Source organism: Mycoplasma sp. 1018B (assembly GCF_024582675.1).
GTDB lineage: Bacteria > Bacillota_I > Bacilli_A > Mycoplasmatales > Metamycoplasmataceae > Mycoplasmopsis.
In genome coordinates, this window is record NZ_CP102084.1 from 122,281 (window position 1) to 143,145 (window position 20,865).

Sequence of the window (20,865 nt, forward strand, 5' to 3'; positions counted from 1 at the left end):
TGAGGTAAAATGAAAAGTAATTTTAAAAAACTACTTTTACCTGTTTCAATAATTTCAGTACCTTTGTTTTCTTTAACTTCTTTTATAGCGTGTGAAAATAATAATGATAAATACACATATAATCCAGTTCAAGAAGATAAAGAAAATATTCAAAATATTAATCTTAGATTAAATGGTAGAAGCGAATTCTTATCTACTCCTATCAATAAAGCGCTAGGAATAAAAGATAAAGTTAATTCCCAAGCTATTATCACTTTTAATAATGGTACTACTATTGTTACTTACAATTTAAAATATAAAAATTCACAAGTAGAAACCATTGTTAATCCAGGACAATCTAATAATTCTTCTGTAAAAGCTGAAGATTACGAGATTCACACACATAATTATCAAATTGCTTTTGCTGAAAATTCTGATAGTTCTATCTATAATATTTATCCAGAAGATAACTATTATAAATATACTTTAACAAAAGTAGCAGGACATTACATTGATAATTCAAGAGTCGAAACTAATATTAGTGGTTTTAATAAATCAGAATTAAATAAAGCAATTCAAGATGCAAATATTCAATTAAAAATTAAAGGTTTAGAAAAGGACAATAGTTATGTTGTACCTAATTATTTAGTAGAAAATAAATATTATAGTTATACTGCTTCAGATAATAAAAAGTATTTATTGGTTTATCATGGTAATTATCTTTCATCTAATAAATTAGTCAATGTTAATGAAAGAACTACAGAAACTAATAAAGATCTTCAAACTACAAGAAACATTGAATGAAGTACATATACATTAGTTGATAATAAATGAGTTCTACTTATAGGTGCTCAAACTTCTAATTATTATGATACTGTAATTAACTTTTCTTTATTAGATAAAATTGATACTAAATTTAATAAATCAATAGCTAAACCAATTAAAATTGATTGAAATCAATTAAAAAATATTTCTATTGACGCTGAAATTACTTCTTGATCAGATGGAGATACTTTAAACTTTAAAGTTGCAAAAGATATTGATGCTGATTCAGTGTTATATAATGAATTTCATGATTCTTTTGTAAATCAAGAAATTCATCGTTTAAGAATTGTTGCAATTGATACTCCTGAAAAAAGTGTTGGTTCAAATAGATCAACTGAATTTGAATATCAATACGCAGAATTACCTTCAAAATTTGCCATGGATAATTTACCTGCAGGAACAAGAATTAAAATATTTTTTCAAGGAGCAGGATCAAAAGATACTTTTGGCAGATATACTGGGGAAGTATTTTTCGGAGATAATTTTGAATATAATTATTCTACTGAATTAATTAATGCTGGTTTAACCTTACCGTTGATTGAAATTCAAGAAATTAAAGGAGCATTAAATAATAAATCAACAGCTTTACACTATACTGTGCCTTATTTAGCTGATGCATTTAATGAAGCAATAGCAGCGAGAAGAGGATTTTATGTTAATTTTCTTGATGCTTATGCAGTTAATTCAACAATTTATATACAAAAACCTTCGTTAGTATTTGCTTGATTAGATAAAAATTCTGATCTTAATATCTATAATACTGGTTGATATGAGAAATATATTAACTTACACAATCAAAAATAAAATAACAAACTAATTCAATTTAAGTTTATTAATAATTAATTAAAGGAAAAAATGAAAATAATTAAAAAACTTAATAGTTTAGTAAAATCTAAATATACTAAGTTCACTGAAAACGATGAACAGGAATATTTAAGACTTACTGAAAAATTAACTGATGAGAAAAATAAAAAGAATCATCCAGCTATTGAATTAAAAAATATTTTTATAGATTTTGGAGAAACTTTAGCTGTTGATGATGTTAGTTTCAAAATTCCAGAAGGAGCCTTAGTTACCTTATTAGGTCCGTCAGGATCAGGTAAAACTACAACTTTAAATGCTATTTCTGGTTTATTAACCATTACAAGTGGAAATGTATATTTTAGAGGTAAAGATGTAACCAAATTGCCTCCACAAAGAAGAAAATTAGGTTTCGTTTTCCAAAATTATGCACTTTATCCACATATGAGTGTTTATGCTAATATAGCATTTCCTCTTAAAAATGATATCGAATGACAAAATAAAGTAATTTTTAAAAGAAAAACTGCTACAAATGAAATTAAATATATTTACTTAAAATCATTAGGTGTAAGCGAAGAACAAATTGCTAAATTGAGAAAATTATGATTTGTTTATGGCCATATTGCACAAGAAACATCTTTAGAATTAACTAATAAATTAATTAACCAAAGAGAAGAATTAGAAAAAGCTGAAACTAATTATAAAATGGATAAAGTCCATTATACAGCTGCTCTTTCTGCTGTTTCTAAAGAAGTGCTTAAAGGTTTAGAAAGTCTTAAAAAATCATACGAATCTAAAAAAATTCTTTTGAATGAAGAATTAGTTTTACTTAAAAATACAGGTGAATTATTACCGGAAGAAAATTATTCTCAATCAGAATTTATAAATGTTGAAATAGATGAGTTAAAAAGAATAAAACCTTTAGATTCTCAACAAGCAGAAGAATTAATTGAACAAGTACAAAATAAATTAGTTCAAATAAGAAAAGAAGATCAAACTAATTTTTCTGTTAAAACTAAATTAACTTTATTAAAAATAGAAAATCGATTAATGAAAAATTTACTTTACTATAAATATTTTAATAATCAAAGTAAAGTGATTACTCAATATGAACCTAAAATAAAAGATAAAAAAATTAAATTAAAAGAAGCTAAACAAGCATATAAAGAATTAAAAACAGATAAATCTTTTACTTCTCAATTGGTGAGAAATAATAAATTGCAAGTATATTTAGCTTATAAAAAATTTACAGATTTATTTCAAACTCTAGCTAAAGAACATAATTTAGATCAAGTAATGTTGAGTGATAAACAAAGAAAAGATGCTAATTTAACTCAGGAACAAAGAGAAGAAATAGCTCAATGATCAAAAAATAATGTAACTATTAGAAGAGCAATTCATGAAGAAGTTATGGAAGTGGCTAAAAGAGTTGAAATTCTTCCTATTTTACAAAAAAAACCTACTAGATTGTCTGGTGGACAACAACAACGTGTTGCTATTGCCAGAGCTATTGTTAAAAAACCACAAATTTTATTAATGGATGAACCATTATCTAACTTAGATGCTAAATTACGTATTTCAACGCGTCAATGAATTCGTGAAATTCAACAAAAATTAGGAATTACTACTGTTTTTGTTACTCACGATCAAGAAGAAGCTATGTCAATTAGTGATATTGTTGTATGTATGTCTATGTCTAAAGTTCAACAAATTGGTACACCTATGGAACTTTATAGAAAACCGAAAAATAAATTTGTTGCTCGTTTCTTAGGTATGCCTGAAATGGCTATGTTCCCAGCAACTTATAGCAATGATACTTTAACAATTTTTGATAAAACTATAAGTGGTATAAAAATTAATAATGTTGATAAAGCTACTTTTGCAGTTGGTATAAGAGCTGAAGATTTTATTATAAAAGATCAAGAAACTGGAATGTTCCATGGAATTGTTAAAGCGGTGGAAAATTTTGGTAAAGAAAGTAAATTAATTGTAAAAGTAGAAGAAAGTTTCCAAGCTAATTTCTTAATTGATAATCGTTTAAATTATAAAGTAGGAGATACTATCTACTTCGATATGCCTAAAGATCGTCTTCACTTATTCGATGAATTAACTGAAAGAAGAGTAGAATATGAAATTTAGTAACCAAGTATGATCCAAAGTTGCTTTTAAATTTCCTTTTCTATATAAACTAAGCGCTAAAAAACAAAGTGAAAATCGTGCTCAATCATTATCAGGTTCTATTATTGATAAACCGATTGAGTTTTATAAACCTTTAGGTATGTTATTACCAACTTTGATTATTATTACCTTTTTCACTATTATTCCTTTATTTTTGAATATTAGAAATGCATTTTTTCAATTAGATGATAATCAAAGATATTATTTTACCTTTAATAACTTTTTATCTGTTCTTAATGACCCTGCTTTTGCTGTTGGTTTTAGGAATTCAATTATTTATGGTTTGATTGTTTTACCATTTGTAATTTCAATTTCTTTATTAATAAGTTCTTTAATTGCTAATGTTATTAGAAAAGCAGCTAGAGGATTTTGACAAACAATCTTTTTCTTACCATATATGACTAATGCTGTTGCAGTTGCTTTATTCTTTTCACAAATTTATTCACCTGTTGGTTTTGTGAATGAAGTATTTAATTTAGGAACATATGGTTGATTAGAATCAGGAGATCAATTCTCATTTAGAGCGTTATTACCTATTGTTACTCAAGGTATTTGAAATGGTTTGGCTTTTAATATTTTAATTGCAACTACCGCTATGCTTTCAGTAGATAAAAATTTATATCGTTCTGCTTCAATTGATGGTATTGGAAGTGTAAAACAATTTTTCACAATTGCTTTACCTTCAATTAAATCAACTACTAAATTTTTAATTACAATGGGGATTATTAATGGTACAAAAGTATTCCCACTAGCTATTTTTAACAATGTACCTAATGATGCAATTATTAATGGTGCATCATCATTAATGCTTATTGTTTATAGATTTACTAAAGCTGCTAATTTCCCTCTTGCTGGTTCGGCTGCTTTATGTTTATTCCTTATTGGTGTGTTTTATTCATCACTTATTCGTGGTGGGTTCAATACTATTTTAAGAGTATCTTTAAATAAAGGAGAATTCAATGTTTGAAATCGGATTAAAGATTCAAAAGTGATGATCGAATATAAAGCTCAGAAAAAGTAGAGAAATTGCTACTCAACAGGTTCATGAAACTAAAATTAGTCTTTTAATTATTAGTTTGGGATTAAAATTATTTGGTTTAGCTTTATTTTCATTAATAATTTTATTCCCTTTCTTCTTTATGATTATGGTTTCATTAATGCCTAGAGAACAAGCAGATGCTCTTAAAACAACTTTTACGTTAATTCCACAAGAATGAACTTGATCAAACTTTGCAGTTGCCGCAACGACTGCTTCTTCATCAACTAAATACTTTGATGCATTCTTTTTAACTTTTACAAATGTATTATTTTCAGTGGTTGTTAAAACTTTTGTTACAATGATTGCTGGTTATGCATTTTCGTTAAAAAAATGAAAATTTAAAAACGTTTTATGAAGTCTATTTATGGCTTTATTAGTATTACCTGAAGTGGCATTATTATCAGGACAATATAGAGTAATTATTTTATTAGATGAAGTAACACATATTAGAAATTATTTTACAGGGATTATTTCTGTTATAGCTTTACCTTTTATAGCTTCTATTTTTACAGCTTTAATGTATAGAAACGCTTTTTCAGCTATTCCTAATAGATTAAAAGAAGTTGCAACTGTTGATGGAGCTGTAGGAGCAAGATATTTCTTTAAAATAGCTGTTCCTATGGTTTCTCCTACTACTTTAACTGTGGTAATTTTAACTGCTTTGGCTTCATGAAATTCCTTCTTATGACCTTCATTAGTTGCAAATGGAGATTTAAAAGTTTTATCATTATGATTATTTGATGTTGGTTCTGTACTACAAGAGGATGGTCAAGTAATTACTTTAAGAAGTATAAAACTTGCTGGAGCAATTTTATCTATAGCGCCTATGTTTGGTTTCTACTTATTATTTAGAAAACGTATTATGGCATCTATTTCAAGACAAGGAAGCACAATTAAAGGATAAAATATGAATAAAGCAAATATTAAATTTAAAACAATATTTTGATTTATTTTAGTTATTATTGCTATAGTAGTTTTAATTTTATGTTCAATAATAATTAAAAATTCAAATTATATAATTGAAGCCAACCGTGAATTTGTTATTTTAGAAACAGCATATGTTTCTAGTGCTAGAGTACAAATTTCTTATTCAATTGGAGGAATTGCTTTTTCAACTGTGATTATTTTAATGGGATCTTACATTTCTTATGCTGGTTTCAAAAGTTGATCATATAATGCAATTCTATAGGAGCTATTATGAAAAAAATTACTAAATATGCTTTATCTTTAGGCACTGTTGCTTCACTTGTTTCCCCTCTAATTGCTTCTTCATGTTTATTGACTGTTGATTCTAATACTAGAGAATTAATTGATTATGCCAAAAACTTTGAAATCAAAAAAATAGAAGATTATGCTATAAATAATCCTAATGCCACAAATACTCAAAAATTAATATCTGATATTATCAAAAATAATTCTATTTATGTAACAAGTACAGAATATTTATGAAATTTAAGATTAAATAGTAATTATTGAGATGCCAATAGACAAAAAATAGCTGAATTAAATAGCGTTGATGAAGCTTTAGAAGTATTTAATTACTATTTTAAAAATACTCCATTTAATTACACTTTTTTAACAAGATATAAATATTTATTTGATGAAAAAGATAATAACATTAATGTTAAGTCACTTAATTTAATTTATAAAACACAAGATCAAATTTACCAATATTTTTATCTTAAATATTTAGATGCTTTTAATCAAGGCAATACTTTAGATGAAAAAGTGAATAATTTATTCAAATATGCTTTATCTCATGGCTTAAAAATTAATAATAATCAAACACATGGAATGAGATTAGCTCAATCTCCTGTTTTTATAGCTGATAAATTAAATAGTGAATTTTTAGGCAGAAATACCGATTCAACTACTTTATTAAAACCTATAGATAAAGATTCTCCACTTTATGAAGAATTTGTTAAAAATCCCTTAGCATTTTTAAATAATCCAAAGTATCGTGAAGAATATTCAAATTTATATAATTTACAACAAAGAGCAAATGAACTTACTCCTGTTGAACAAGTTTCTTTATCTAACATAAGAAACGAAATAAGAAATTGAATAACTAATACTGGAACTCAACCGCAAGATATAGCTCGTTTATTAGCTATTATTATGTATTATGCTCTTAAAGATTACAAAAATCTATATGATAATGTACAAGTTTTAACTGCTTATAGTAAAAATAGAAATGAATTAGTATATTACATTGAATTATTTGATAAAGTAGCTAATGAATATAAGCTTTATAACATAGAACAAATTTATAATGCTTATCAAGAATCTAATGATAAAGATAATTTTATAACGCCATATGTTAAAAAAGATATTTTCAATAGTAATTGAACATTCAAACCAACTATTTTAGTAGAAAAAACTACAAACCAAAATGCTAAAGAAACAATTGAATTAAACGCAACTGATGCAGATTATGTTAAATTTATTAATGAAGGTAATTTTAAAATTAAATGAAGTAATAAACATAATGAAACTCCAGCTGAATTTAACACCTTATCTGCAAAGGAAATAATAAAAATTCTCTCTTGATTGGAAAAAACTTCTAATGCTGATAAAGGAGTAAATAATGGATAAAAATAATTTACCAGAAGAATTAAAAAATATTTCTTTTTGAAACGATATTCCTAATAGTAAAAAAATCAATTTTGAAAATAAAAGATTAATCCATCCTTCAAGTCAAGCAATTGTTGTTAATAAAAAACACATTTTTAATAAAAAAGTTTTTGTTGCTAGAGATTTAATTAAAACTAATTTATTATTACCTATTATTGCTTTAATTATTTTAATTGCATTTATAATTGTTTCTTGAATTTTAATTGATGCCGGTTATAAATATGATTTATATGATGAAATATCTGCTACAAGTGCAGTTAGAGCTTCTAATTTAGCTACTGTAGGTTATTATTATGCTAAATGATTAACTTCTTTCTTTAATTTATTAGTAAATAATACAGAAGAAGTGCAAGCATTATTAAATAATAATGCAGCTGGTTCAAAAGCAATTATTGCTTTTGCTTTATATATAGTGTTTTTATTAGTTTTCTTTATTGTTTATATAATTTTAGTATGAAAATTAATTGAACTAATTAAAGTTAATATTAAATATGCTATTTTAGCTTCAATTGGTGCAATAGTAATTATACTTATGATTTCCTTAGTAATTTCTGTTGCCAAAACCACTAATTTAACATTTGTTCAAGTAAGAGAACTTGTTAATAATTTAGAGAAAAAACCAGAAGATTTAGCTCAAGGAAGATTTTTATCATATTTCTTATTAGCTATTGCTTTAATAGCTTCTGGCTATACAGCATATATTTTTAAACTAGGACAAACAAATCCAAAATTAGCTATTTAAATTAAATAATAAAAAAACAAGATTTAATAATCTTGTTTTTTTATTTTATCTTTCTTCTTTAATTCTTCTAAGAGTAGGAAATAATAAAACATCTCTAATTGATGAAGTTTCAGTTAAAAGCATAATTAAACGATCAATACCAATACCACATCCACCAGCTGGAGGCATACCATATTCTAAAGCATCGACAAAATCGTAATCAATATCGCTTGCTTCATCATTACCATTATTTTTTTCTTCTAATTGAGCTTCAAATCTTTCAAGTTGATCAATTGGATCACTTAATTCAGTATACATATTAGCATATTCTTTAGTATTTATAAATAATTCTGCTCTTTCAGTATATCTTGGATCTTCTGCTTTAGAAGCTAAAGGTGAAATTTCAATTGGATGACCATAAACAAAAGTTGGTTGAATTAAAGTATGTTCAATTAATTCTTCATATAGAGCATTAATAATATGACCGATTGTAAAGAATTTTTCTATTTTTACATGGTGTTTTTTAGCTATTTCTTGAGCAGTTTTTAAATCTATGTTTCTAAAATCTACTCCTGTAGCTTCGTTAACCGCATCAATAAGATTTAATCTTTTAAAAGGTTTAGATAGATCAATTTCTACACCATTATTAATAAATATACTTTTACCTAATTTTTTGCATAATAATTTAAAAAGCGCTTCAGTACGATTCATCATTCCTTCAACATTTGAATAGGCTTCGTAAAATTCAATTGTTGTAAATTCAGGATTATGTGTTGTATCATATCCTTCGTTTCTAAAAATTCTACCCATTTCATACACTCTATCAAAGCCACCAACAACTAATTTTTTAAGTGGTATTTCTGTTGCGATTCTTAAAACAAATTCTTGATTTAATGAATTATGATGAGTTTTAAATGGTCTAGCGGCTGCTCCTGATAAATAATCGTGTAAAAAAGGAGTTTCAGCTTCTATATAATCTAAGTCATTAAAATAATCTCTTATTCATTGAACAACTTTGGTTCTGGTAATGAATCTTTCTCTAGATTCTTTGTTCATTATTAAATCAACATAACGACGACGGTATCTTTCTTCTGTGTCTACTAATCCATGATATTTTTCTGGTAAAGGTTTAAGTGCCTTGGTTAATAATTTAATTTTTTGTATTCTTATACATACTGCATTAGTATGAGTTTTCATTATTAAACCATTTATTCAGATAATATCACCAATATCCAATCTATCGACTAATGTTTCATATTGTGTTAATTCTTTTTTATTAAAATATGCTTGAATTTGACCTTTGTAATCTTGAATAACTAAAAAAGGTCCTCTCTTTGTCATTAATCTTCCAGCAATATTTTTGCTGATATTATTATTTTCTAATTCTTCTTTAGTTAAATTTTCAAATTGTTCGTTTAATTCATTACTATAACTTATTTCACCAAGATTATAAGCTTTTTTAAAAGCTATAATGTTTTCTTTTTCATAATCGATTAATTTATTTCTACGTACTTGTTCTTGTTCGGTATATTTTGGCATAAATTACTCCTTTTTTAATAATTAATAAGTTATAGATAATTATATATAATTTAAATTAATACTATATTTAATGTTGTTTTTTTTAATTATTTTTTTAAAAAGTTTTATTTTTTTTATTTAAAGTGTTAAAATAATAATATAAATCGTGGTCGCGTAGCTCAGCAGGATAGAGCACAAGCCTTCTAAGCTTGTTGTCAGAGGTTCGAATCCTCTCGTGATCGCCATTTTTTTATTTTTTTAAAATTTTATTTTAAATTTATTTTAAAATATAAATAATATGTGTGTGTCCATATAGCTCAGCTGGTTAGAGCACAAGCCTCCTAAGCTTGGGGTGAGAGGTTCAACTCCTCTTGTGGACGCCATTTTTAAACTAAAATTGCAAAAAATAATTTTTTTGCAATTTTTTTTCATATTTTTATTTCAATTTTTATTTAACTAATTATTAAATAATAAAATTTATTTATAAAATAAAAATATTTTATTAATGAAAAAATTATTTATAAGGAAATGAAGTATATGAAAAAACATAAATTGTTATTATCTTTAGCACTTGCAACAGCATCTTTTTCACCAATAATTTTTGCAGTAGCTTGCAATAATGACACAAATAAAATCGACGACAAATCTGTTGCCCCACCAGCAGAAGAAAATCCAACTACTCCTCCAACAGAAGAAAATCCAGCTCCTTCACCGGATATTACACCGTCAACTTCTGAAAGTGAATTAGAAAAGGCAAAAACTAATTTACAAAATTCACTAACAACTACAGCATCTAATATTATTTTGTTAGACAAATTTTCATTAGATGATCACAAAAAAACCTTAACAGATGCAGAAACAACAGCAAAAGCAGAATTAACTAAAAACGATGCTACAGTTCAATCATTAAATGCACAAATTACTGCTTTAGCACAAGCATATAATAAAGTTAAAAGCGATTTAGAAAATGCACAAAGTTTAATTGAAGAATTAAAAACTAGCTTAGAAAAAGCAAAAGAAATTCAAGCTGCTTTTGGAACCAATGATTCAGAAACTAAAACTAAAATAACACAAGCAATTGAAAAAGCAACTTTATTAACAACAGCAGAAAAAACAACAGTTGATGCTATTAGACAAGAAAAAACATCTTTATTTGATGCTTATTTTGATGCTATTTTCACTAAAGATTTTTTAACTATTGGTGAAAATGTAACAGATCAATTAGAAGTAACAGAAACTAAAGAAGCACAAGATGGTGGTTCTATTAAAGCTTTATTAGAAAAAGCTGTAAATGAAATTAAAAAATCTAAAAAACTAGATAGAACCCCTTATACTTTTGCTTACACTTATACAACTAAAGAAATTATTTTATTTACAGGTAATACAAGTTTTAGCACTGGTAAAAAAGATTCGATTCTAAAATTCAAAGATAATGCTACCGTATTACAAAACAACAAACAATTAGCTAATGCTATTGTTCCAACTTTTGTTAATAATAGAAATCAAACTAGATTAAGTTCATTTTTAAATGGAGCAATTATCGATAATAAACTTTATTTAAGATTTAAAACAGGTACGCATCATGTATCAAATTCAAAAGCTGATGATAAAGATTACTATGTTGAATTTGATTTAAGTCAATTCGAAACAACAACAACCGCTACAACAGAAAGTTCAAATTAATTTAATAAAACTAGCTCTTTAATGCTAGTTTTTATTTATTGTTTATAGTGAATATTTTATAATTAAACTATGAAAAATAATATTGTAGAAATAAAAATAGAAATTACTAAAGATTCACAAATTAAATATGAATATAATCGTAAAGATAAACAAATGCATGTTGATAGAATATTAAGAAATGATTTTAAATATCCTGCTAATTATGGTTTTATTCCTAACGCCTTGGATTGAGATGGTGATGAATTAGATGTATTATTATATAGTTCTGAAAGTTTTATTCCAGGAGTAATGCTTAATGCAAGAATTATTGGGGCGATGAAAATGATTGATTCAGGCGAAACTGACACTAAATTAATTGCTGTACATGCTGATGATTATCGTTTAGATCACATTCAAACATTAAAAGATTTACCTGAACCTTTTTTAATGCAAATTGAAACTTTCTTTAATAATTATAAAAATTGAAAAGGTAAAAATTTGACCAAAGTAGAAGGTTTTGAAAATGTAGATTGAGCCTTGAACGAATTAACAGAATGTATTGATTTAATGAACAAATATGGTCAATTACCTAAAAAAGAATTTGTTGCAAAAATGATGCAGTTGCATCCTGAAAAATATCAATAATTTAATAAAAGAATGTTGTTAAAACAACATTTTTTTATTATTTGTTTTTAATTCAAACTAATAATTGTAAAAAATAATAAAATTATAATATAACAAAATAAAAGGAGTAAGATGAAAAATAATATTACACTTTTAAGAAAAGAAGAACAAATTAAACAAGCTCTAGCAAAAATAATTACTTATGAAATTAATAATGAAGATCTTGTCGAACCAACTGTAATTGATTGCAAATTATCAAATGATTTATCACATTTAAAAGTTTATGTTACTTTTGGTACTAAAAGTAAAAAAGGTTTAGAAGCTTTAGAAAGAGCTAAAGGATTTATTAGAACAAATTTAGCTCACACATTAAATTGAAGAAAAGTACCTGAAATTCATTTTGAATTAGATGAATTAATAAGTTCTGGCATGAAAATAGATCAAATTTTAAGAGATATTGAAAAAGAAAAATAAATTTAATTCTATTTTTTTATTAATTTTTAATCATAAAAAAATTTTAAAAAACAGCACTTCAGCTGTTTTTATTTTGTTTATAAAAAACAATTTTATTTATTTACGAAAAATCTTTTTTGTGGTAACATTTTTACACGTGGTATTTTATTATAACATAATAAAAATTAAAATAAGTTATTAATTAACTTTTATTTTGTTTCTAAGGGGTAAAAATGAGTCTTAATACAACAAAGCAATCATATAAGATACGTAAATTTGGACCAATTACTGAAAGACGTGATTATTCAACAACAAAACAAACTTTAAATATTCCTGATTTTTTAGCAACGAGCAAAGAATCATTCGAATGATTTAAAAAGGTTGGAATAGAAGAATCATTACGTGAACATTATCCAATTATTGCATCTAATGGTAAATTAACTCTTGAATATATTCATTCTTCAGCTTATTTAGAAATGCCAACAGGCAAAGAATATGATGCTGTTGCTGATGCTAGAGTAAAAGGTATTAATTATGCTGCAAAATTGTATGCAAAATTTAAAGTAACAGTAACAGAAACAGGTGTTGAACAAACTGATACTGTATTTCTTGGAGAAATTCCACTAATGACTTCTGGTGGCAGTTTTATTATAAATGGAAATGAAAAAGTTATAGTTAGTCAACTTATTAGATCGCCAGGAGCTTATTTTGGTAGAGGCGTTCGTAATAAACAATCTGACGATCTTTTTAATAAATTAGAAGTTATTCCAAGAATAGGTTCATGATTAGAAATTTCTCATAAAGTCACAACCAAAAATATTGATACAGTTAAAATTAAAATAGATAAAAATAAAAATGTTTTACTTTCAACATTTTTAATGGCTTTAGGTTTATCTAATGAAGATATGATAAATCTTTTTGGTAATTCTGCAGAATTGAATGAAACGATCAAACGTGATAGAAGATTAGCAGATAATGGTGAAACTTTAGAAACAAAAATTAAAAATTGTCAAGAAGAACTTTTCTCAATTATAAGACGCGGAGATAGAGTTACTGAAGAATCTGTCACTAATTTAATTCCAGGAATTTTGTTTAATAAAAAACGTTATAGTTTAAGTCAAACAGGACGTTATATGTTAAATAAAAAACTTAATTTAGTTGATAGAATTTCAGATACTATTTTAGCTCAATCTCTTGTTATTAAAAATGATCAAGATCAAATATTGGAATTAGAACCAGGAACTGAAATTAATCATAAATTAGCTTTATTAATTCAAAAAAACTTTGATAATGGTTTTTTAGCAACTAAAGATATACCAGGTATTAAAACTGAAATTGTTTATGGTAAATTAGTTACTGGTAATAATCCTGTAAAAAATTTAAAGAAAATGACCAAAATGATTTCTTTATTAGTTTATCCTAATCGTAAATGATTAGACAGAGGTAAAGAAGCAGTTTTAGTTATTGGTAATGATCCAAAATCTACAGAAACTCACTTAATTATTTCTGATATTATTGCAGCTATAAATTATTATTTTAATCTTTTAAATGGTATAGGAAATGATGATGATCCTGATTCATTAACTAATAAAAGAATTGTAGCTGTTGGTGAATTAGTTCAAAATCAATTAAATGTTGTTTTAACAAGATTAGAAAAAACAACGCGTGAAAGAATGGGAGCTAAAGAACCAGAAAAAGTTACTCCTAAAAATGTTACTAACAATAAATTGGTTTCAAATCAAATGAAAACTTTCTTTAATTCATCAAAACTTTCACAATTTATGGATCAAATTAATCCACTTGCTGAAATTTCTAATGAAAGAAGAATAACATCTTTAGGTCCTGGTGGTCTTAATCGTGATACCGCACAATTTGAGGTGCGTGACGTTCATGCTACTCATTATGGAAGAATTTGTCCTATTGAAACGCCTGAAGGTCCAAATATAGGATTGATTTTAAATTTTGCTACTTATGCAAAAGTTAATGAGTATGGATTTTTACAAACTCCATATTATAAAGTGGAAAATGGAATAGTTTTATATGATCAAGTAGAATATTTAACTGCTATTGATGAAATTAATTTTTATATTGCACAATCAACAGTTAAAGTTGATGAAAACAATAAAATTATTGATGAACAAATTACTATGCGTCATAATTACACATATGTAATAGGTAATCCAATGCAAATTGATTATATAGAAGTTGCTTCTAATCAAATGGTTTCTGTAGCCGCTGGATGTATTCCATTTTTAGAAAATGACGATGCAAATAGAGCTTTAATGGGTTCAAATATGCAACGTCAAGCTGTACCTTTATTACAAACAGAAGCTCCTTATGTTGCAACTGGTCTTGAAGCAGCAATTGCTAAATATTCTTCAGCTAATATAATTGCAAAAAATGACGGTGTTGTTGAATATGTTGATGGAAGCAAAATTAAAATCAGAAATACAAAAGGTAATATTGATACTTATTCTTTAAAAATTTTCCAACGTTCAAACCAAGATACAGTTGTTCATCAAAGACCAATTGTAAAAATTGGTCAAACTGTATCAAAAGGAGATTTATTAGTTGATGGTTCAAGTTTTAAAAATGGTGAATTAGCTTTAGGTAAAAATTTAGTTGTTGCATTTACAACTTTTAAAGGTTATAACTATGAAGATGCTATCATACTTAATGAAAGATTAGTTAAAGATGATGTATTAACTTCAATTCATATTGAAGAACATACTATTCAATTTAGAACAAGCAGAATCGGCGATGATGAATTAACTATTGATATACCTAATGTTTCTAAGGCATCAATAAGACATTTAGATGAAAATGGAATAGTTAAATTAGGTTCAGAAGTTGTTCCAGGAGATGTTTTAGTTGGTAGAGTTTCTCCAAAAGGTGATGATAACCCTTCTCAAGAAGAAAAACTACTTTCAGCAGTTTTAGGTCAAAGATTAACAAATGTTAAAGATACATCATTAAAAGTTAAAAATGGACATGGTGGAACTGTTATAGCTGTTGAAGTATTAAATAGAGATAGTAATGCTCAATTTGAAGATGGAGTAGATAAAATAGTTAAAGTTTCAGTAGCTGTAAAACGTAAAATAAGAGTCGGCGATAAAATGTCAGGGCGTCACGGAAATAAAGGTGTTGTTTCAATCATTTTACCTGAAGAAGATATGCCATATTTAGAAGACGGTACTCCAGTTGATGTAATGTTAAATCCTCAAGGTGTTCCATCACGGATGAACATAGGTCAAATTTTAGAAATTCATTTAGGAATGGCAGCTAAAAGTTTAGATTGTAAATTTGTCACACCTACTTTTGATGGTATAAAAAAAGAAGAAATTTACAATGTTATTAAAGAAGCAAAATTACCAGAATCAGGTAAACAATATTTAATTGATCCTATTACAGGTGAAAAATTTGATAATCCTGTTTCTGTAGGTGTTATGTATATGCTTAAACTAAATCATATGGTTGATGATAAAATGCATGCTAGATCTGTTGGACCGTATTCTTTAATTACACAACAACCATTAGGTGGTAAAAGTCAAAATGGTGGCCAAAGATTTGGTGAAATGGAAACTTGAGCTCTTGAATCTTATGGCGCTACTAATGTGTTGCAAGAAATACTAACTTATAAATCAGATGATATAAATGGTAGAAATAAACTTTATGCTGCTTTAGCTGCTAACAAACCTTTACCTAAATCAGGAATACCTGAATCATTTAATGTTTTAAGTTATGAATTAAAAGGGTTGAAAATGAAATTTGATTTAACTTATGAAGAAGACAAATCAGATGAATTTGATTTTTATAAAGATAATATAAATATTGAAGGAGATATAGATGAATAATTTATTCGATAAAAAATCTCAAATTAAAAAGAATGTTATTGAAAAAATCACCTTATCTTTAGCAACTCAAGAAGATGTTCGTAATTGATCTCATGGAGAAGTTACCAAACCAGAAACAATTAATTATAAAAGTTATAAACCTGAAAGAGAAGGTTTATTTGATGAATTAATATTTGGTCCAACAACTGATTATAAATGTCCTATTTGTGGTACAAAATATAAAAAGAGCGATGAAAATACTGTATGTAATAAAACACCAATGTGTGAAAAATACAATCCTGTAATTTTACCTAAAATTTCTCGTCGTAGCAGAATGGGACATATTCATCTTGAAAATCCAGTAGTGCATTTTTGATTTTTCAAAATTGATCACTCAATTATTGCTAAATTATTAGGTTTAAAAGTAGCTAATTCTAATCGTCCAGTATCTAAGGCTGATTTAGAAAAATTAATTTATTATAAAAGTCATATAGTTTTAGAAAGTGGTAATTTAGAGTCTTTAAAACAAAATAGTATTATTGATATTTCTGATGCTGCCATTGTTTATCAAGAAGTTTTATATGAATTAAAAAATAAACTTGATCCTAATGATGAAGATTATGAAGAAAAATTCGAAACTATTTCTGATACTTTGGAAGAGTTGCAATCTTTTGCAACTTCAAAAGTTGGTAAAGATTATGGTGTTGATTTTTATGAATATAATGAAATAATCGAAGAATATAGTGATGCTAAAATAGGCACAGGGTCTAAAGCAATTGAATATTTACTTAAAAAATTAGATCTAGAAAAAGAATTAGAAAAAATTAATCAAGAAATTAAATTGATTAATGTACAAATTAATGAGAGTAATAATTCAACTACTAAAATACAAGAAAGATCAAAATTATACAAAAGATTAAATGTTATTAATTCATTTATTAAATCGGGTCAAAATCCTTTAGATATGTTAATTTATGATCTGCCTGTTTTACCAGCTGATTTAAGACCTTTAATTCAATTAGATGGTGGACGTCATTCGACTAGTGATATTAATGAACTATATCGTCGTATTATTATCAGAAATAATCGTTTGAAAAAATGAGAAGAAGACGATGCGCCAATGTTAATTAAACAAAACGAATATAGAATGATTCAAGAAGCAGTTGATTCATTAATTGATAATGCTCGTAAAACTCCGACCCCTGTTTCTTCTAAAGATGGACGCCCTTTAAAATCAATTTCTGATGCTTTAACAGGAAAAAAAGGAAGATTTCGTCAAAATTTACTAGGTAAAAGAGTAGATTATTCTGGACGTTCTGTAATTGTTGTTGGACCAGAATTAAAAATGCATCAAGTGGGTATACCTAGAGAAATGGCTGCTAAATTATTTGAACCTTGAATTATTAAAGAATTGATTAAAGGGAATAATCCAATTAAATCAATTAAAGCAGGTAAAAAAGCAGTAGAAAATCTTGACCCTATTATTTGACCTTATGTTGAAAAAGCAATTGAAGGTAGACCAGTTTTATTAAATAGAGCACCAACATTGCACCGTTTATCAATTCAAGCTTTTGAACCAGTATTAATAAGAGGGAAAGCAATTAAATTACATCCGTTAACTTGTACACCATTTAACGCTGATTTTGATGGTGATCAAATGGCAGTACACGTTCCAATAAGTGATGAAGCTGTTAGAGAAGCTAGAGAATTAATGTTAGCTTCAAAAAATATTTTAGGTCCCAAAGATGGTGAACCAATTATTAATCCAGGTCAAGATATAATTCTTGGTTTGTATTATTTAACAATGGAAAATAAAGACGCAATTGGTTCAGGATCATATTTTGCTTCTTTTGAAGATATGATGGTTGCATACGAAAACAAAAAAGTTCATCTTCATTCAAGAGTTGTTTTACCTATAAGTGCTTTGAATAAGTTATATTTGAATTATCCGCAAAATAAAAAATATGTAATTTCTACAGTAGGAAAATTTATTTTCAATAATGCTTTGCCTAATTCTTTCGAATTTATTTTTGGTAAATATTTAGATATTAAAACTCAAGAAATTGATGGTAAAGAAATAGTTGTTTCTGAAAAAGAAATTTTACATACATCAAAAAATGTTGACGAATTTAATCATTATTTATTAGATTACGGTGCTAATTTTGTTGAAGAAATTGCAAAAAAACCATTGAATTTACCATTAGGTAAAAAAGATATTGCCAAAATAGTAAGAAAAATTTTCAATGAATATACAGCTACTGTAAATATTGAAAGTATTTCTAAAATAATTAATGATATAAATGAAATAATTTCTCATAATCAATTAAGTGAAGCTTTAAGCGAGTTAAAAGATTATAATAATCAAAAAATTAGCGGCGCACATATTCAAATTCTTGAAACTATCATTAATAAAGAGTTTAAATTAATAAACGAAAAGATCAAAAATTCACCTAAATTGTCAATTTTAGGTTGAACAATTAATGAATATACTAAATTATTAGAAAAAGTATGATTTAAATATACTAATACTGTAGCAAATATTCTTGATATATTAAAAGAATTAGGTTATAAATATTCAACAATTTCTGGAACTACTATAGCAATAAGTGATGTGCTTACTCATCCTGATACTAAAAATAAAATCAAATCAGGTGATGAATATATAACACAATTAAAAAAATATTTTGATTTAGGTTGAATAACTGATGATGAAAGATATTCATTAACCATTGATAAATGAACTGATATTAAAGACAAAATTGAAAAAGATTTAAAATCTTTAACTAAAGATAAACCATATAATCCATTATTTATGATGTTTACTTCAGGCGCGCGGGGTAGTTCGTCAAACTTTGTTCAATTAGCTGGTATGCGTGGATTAATGAATAATAACACTAAAATTTTAAAAGCAGATGCAGAAAACGAGCGTGTTGTTCGTTCAACTGTAGAAATTCCTGTTAAATCATCATTTTTAGATGGATTAACCGCTTATGAATTTTATTCATCAACCCACGGGGCAAGAAAAGGATTAACAGATACAGCTTTAAATACCGCTAAATCAGGATATCTTACTCGTCGTTTAGTTGATGTTGCTCAAAGTATAGTTGTTAAAGAAGCGGATTGTTATACTGACTATGGTTTTGTAGTAAGTAATATAATGGATACTAAAACCAATACTATAATTGAAAGTTTAGAAGAAAGAATTGAAGGAAGATTTGCAAATAAACCAATTTTACATCCAGTAACAAATGAAATTTTAGTTAATGGTAATGAATTAATAACACCAGAAATAGCGCAAAAAATAGTTAATGCTGGAATTGAACATGTTGAAATACGTTCGATACTTTCTTGCTATACACGTAATGGTGTATGTAAAAAATGTTATGGTAAAGATCTTTCATTAAATCGAGTAGTTAATATAGGAGAGGCTGTAGGTGTTGTTGCAGCTCAATCTATAGGTGAACCAGGAACACAGTTAACTATGCGTACATTCCACTCAGGTGGTGTTGCTGGTGTTGAAGATATTACTGGTGGTTTTGGTAGATTAATGGAATTAATTGACGTTTATGATTCACCATGAGGTAAACCAGCTGTAATAGCTAATAAATATGCCACAGTAGAAAAAATTGAAAACTTTAATGCTTTAAATAATGCGCCTAATGCTAACAATTTAAGAATTACTTTGAAATATTTTGATGCTCAAAATAATATCCAACATGAAGTTATTGAAACTAGAAGAGATAGACGTTTAAGAGTTAAAGAAAATCAAGAAGTAGTGCCTGGTCAAAAAATTGTTGAAGGACCTATTATTTTAAATGAATTACTTAAAGTCGCTGACACAAGAGCAGTACAAAATTATTTATTAAAAGAAATACAAAGACTTTATCGTCTTCAAGGTATTACTATTAGTGATAAATATATTGAAATAATTATTAGACAATTATTATCAAAAATTATTATTACTGAACCAGGAGATTCAAATTTCCACGCTGGATCATTAATTGATATTTTTGCTTATCAAAGAGAAAGTGCTAGATTAATATTAGAAGGTAAGAAACCTCCTTTTGGTGAAGTAAAAATTAAAGGTGCAAAACAAACTCCGTTGCTTTCTGATTCGTTTTTAGCTGCGGCTTCATATCAAGAAACTCCTAAAATTTTAGTTAATGCTTCAATTGGAAACAAACAAGATAGATTAGAAGGATTAAAGGAAAATATTATTTTAGGAAGAAAAATTCCTGCTGGAACTAATTCTCAATATGAATTAGGTAGCAAATACGACATTAGAGATCCAAAAAGTTATTTCATCGGTAAATATGATCCTAGTTTAGAAATAAATAAAACAGATGATAATACTGACAATGCTGATTTAGACGAAGAACTTAGTGCAATTTTAAACGAATTTGTACTAGAAGAAAATGATAAAGATAAAAATATAGATGAATTTGATGAAAACATTTTGCTAGAAGATGAAGAAACGCAAACAGATTTATCTGATTTTATAGATCAAGAAGATTTTGAAAATTGAGAATAATTTAAAAATACGACAGCTATAATGTCGTATTTTTTAAAAATTTATCGTTTAGTATGATTTTTATAAT

General features: G+C 26.4%; 13 protein-coding genes and 2 tRNA genes. 14 read left to right on the top strand and 1 reads right to left on the bottom strand.

Annotated elements, in window-relative coordinates; genetic code table 4:
* The first annotated feature begins 9 nt into the window (after window positions 1–9).
* From NPA14_RS00615 to NPA14_RS00645, 7 genes are read left to right on the top strand one after another with little or no spacing between them, the layout of a single operon-like run.
* Window positions 10–1,608: a thermonuclease family protein gene (locus NPA14_RS00615; protein WP_257076065.1), complete on the top strand. Its 1,599-nt coding sequence runs from the start codon at window positions 10–12 to the stop codon at window positions 1,606–1,608.
* Between the two features lie 51 nt (window positions 1,609–1,659).
* Complete coding sequence (locus NPA14_RS00620) at window positions 1,660–3,744, top strand: ABC transporter ATP-binding protein (RefSeq protein ID WP_257076067.1); 2,085 nt, start codon at window positions 1,660–1,662, stop codon at window positions 3,742–3,744.
* A complete protein-coding gene (locus NPA14_RS00625; protein WP_257076069.1) occupies window positions 3,734–4,804 on the top strand; it encodes a carbohydrate ABC transporter permease in 1,071 nt (356 codons plus the stop codon). The genes NPA14_RS00620 and NPA14_RS00625 overlap by 11 nt, the downstream gene beginning before the upstream one ends.
* The gene (locus NPA14_RS00630) at window positions 4,743–5,726 is read left to right on the top strand and encodes a carbohydrate ABC transporter permease (protein WP_257076071.1); all 984 of its coding nucleotides are present in this window, start codon (window positions 4,743–4,745) and stop codon (window positions 5,724–5,726) included. The genes NPA14_RS00625 and NPA14_RS00630 overlap by 62 nt, the downstream gene beginning before the upstream one ends.
* A gap of 3 nt (window positions 5,727–5,729) precedes the next feature.
* The gene (locus NPA14_RS00635; protein WP_257076073.1) at window positions 5,730–6,011 is read left to right on the top strand and encodes a hypothetical protein; all 282 of its coding nucleotides are present in this window, start codon (window positions 5,730–5,732) and stop codon (window positions 6,009–6,011) included.
* A gap of 8 nt (window positions 6,012–6,019) precedes the next feature.
* On the top strand, window positions 6,020–7,417 hold the full coding sequence (locus NPA14_RS00640; protein ID WP_257076074.1) for a hypothetical protein: 1,398 nt from the start codon (window positions 6,020–6,022) through the stop codon (window positions 7,415–7,417).
* Window positions 7,410–8,198, top strand: a complete 789-nt coding sequence (locus NPA14_RS00645) for a hypothetical protein (RefSeq protein WP_257076075.1) — start codon at window positions 7,410–7,412, stop codon at window positions 8,196–8,198. Before NPA14_RS00640 ends, NPA14_RS00645 begins: the two co-directional genes overlap by 8 nt.
* A 45-nt stretch (window positions 8,199–8,243) precedes the next feature.
* Here NPA14_RS00645 and lysS read toward each other — a convergent pair whose 3' ends face one another.
* Window positions 8,244–9,716, bottom strand: coding sequence for a lysine--tRNA ligase (gene lysS / locus NPA14_RS00650; protein ID WP_257076076.1), 1,473 nt, complete (start codon window positions 9,714–9,716; stop codon window positions 8,244–8,246).
* A 147-nt stretch (window positions 9,717–9,863) separates the two neighbouring features.
* Between lysS and NPA14_RS00655 the strand changes: the two genes are divergently transcribed.
* The 7 genes from NPA14_RS00655 (at window position 9,864) to NPA14_RS00685 (ending at window position 20,798) form a co-directional block, all read left to right on the top strand.
* Window positions 9,864–9,940, top strand: a tRNA-Arg gene (locus tag NPA14_RS00655).
* A gap of 61 nt (window positions 9,941–10,001) precedes the next feature.
* Window positions 10,002–10,078 (top strand) — tRNA-Arg (locus NPA14_RS00660).
* A gap of 154 nt (window positions 10,079–10,232) precedes the next feature.
* On the top strand, window positions 10,233–11,378 hold the full coding sequence (locus NPA14_RS00665; RefSeq protein ID WP_257076077.1) for a hypothetical protein: 1,146 nt from the start codon (window positions 10,233–10,235) through the stop codon (window positions 11,376–11,378).
* 69 nt (window positions 11,379–11,447) lie between these two features.
* Entirely contained in the window at window positions 11,448–12,002 is a 555-nt protein-coding gene (locus tag NPA14_RS00670) for an inorganic diphosphatase (protein WP_257076078.1), read from the top strand.
* Window positions 12,003–12,113: 111 nt separating this feature from the next.
* Window positions 12,114–12,455 carry a 30S ribosome-binding factor RbfA gene (gene rbfA, locus NPA14_RS00675; protein WP_257076080.1) on the top strand — a complete coding sequence of 114 codons (342 nt, stop codon included), beginning with the start codon at window positions 12,114–12,116 and terminating at the stop codon, window positions 12,453–12,455.
* Window positions 12,456–12,667: 212 nt separating this feature from the next.
* Window positions 12,668–16,288, top strand: coding sequence for a DNA-directed RNA polymerase subunit beta (locus tag NPA14_RS00680; protein ID WP_257076081.1), 3,621 nt, complete (start codon window positions 12,668–12,670; stop codon window positions 16,286–16,288).
* A complete protein-coding gene (locus NPA14_RS00685) occupies window positions 16,281–20,798 on the top strand; it encodes a DNA-directed RNA polymerase subunit beta' (protein ID WP_257076083.1) in 4,518 nt (1,505 codons plus the stop codon). Before NPA14_RS00680 ends, NPA14_RS00685 begins: the two co-directional genes overlap by 8 nt.
* Window positions 20,799–20,865 lie beyond the last annotated feature (67 nt).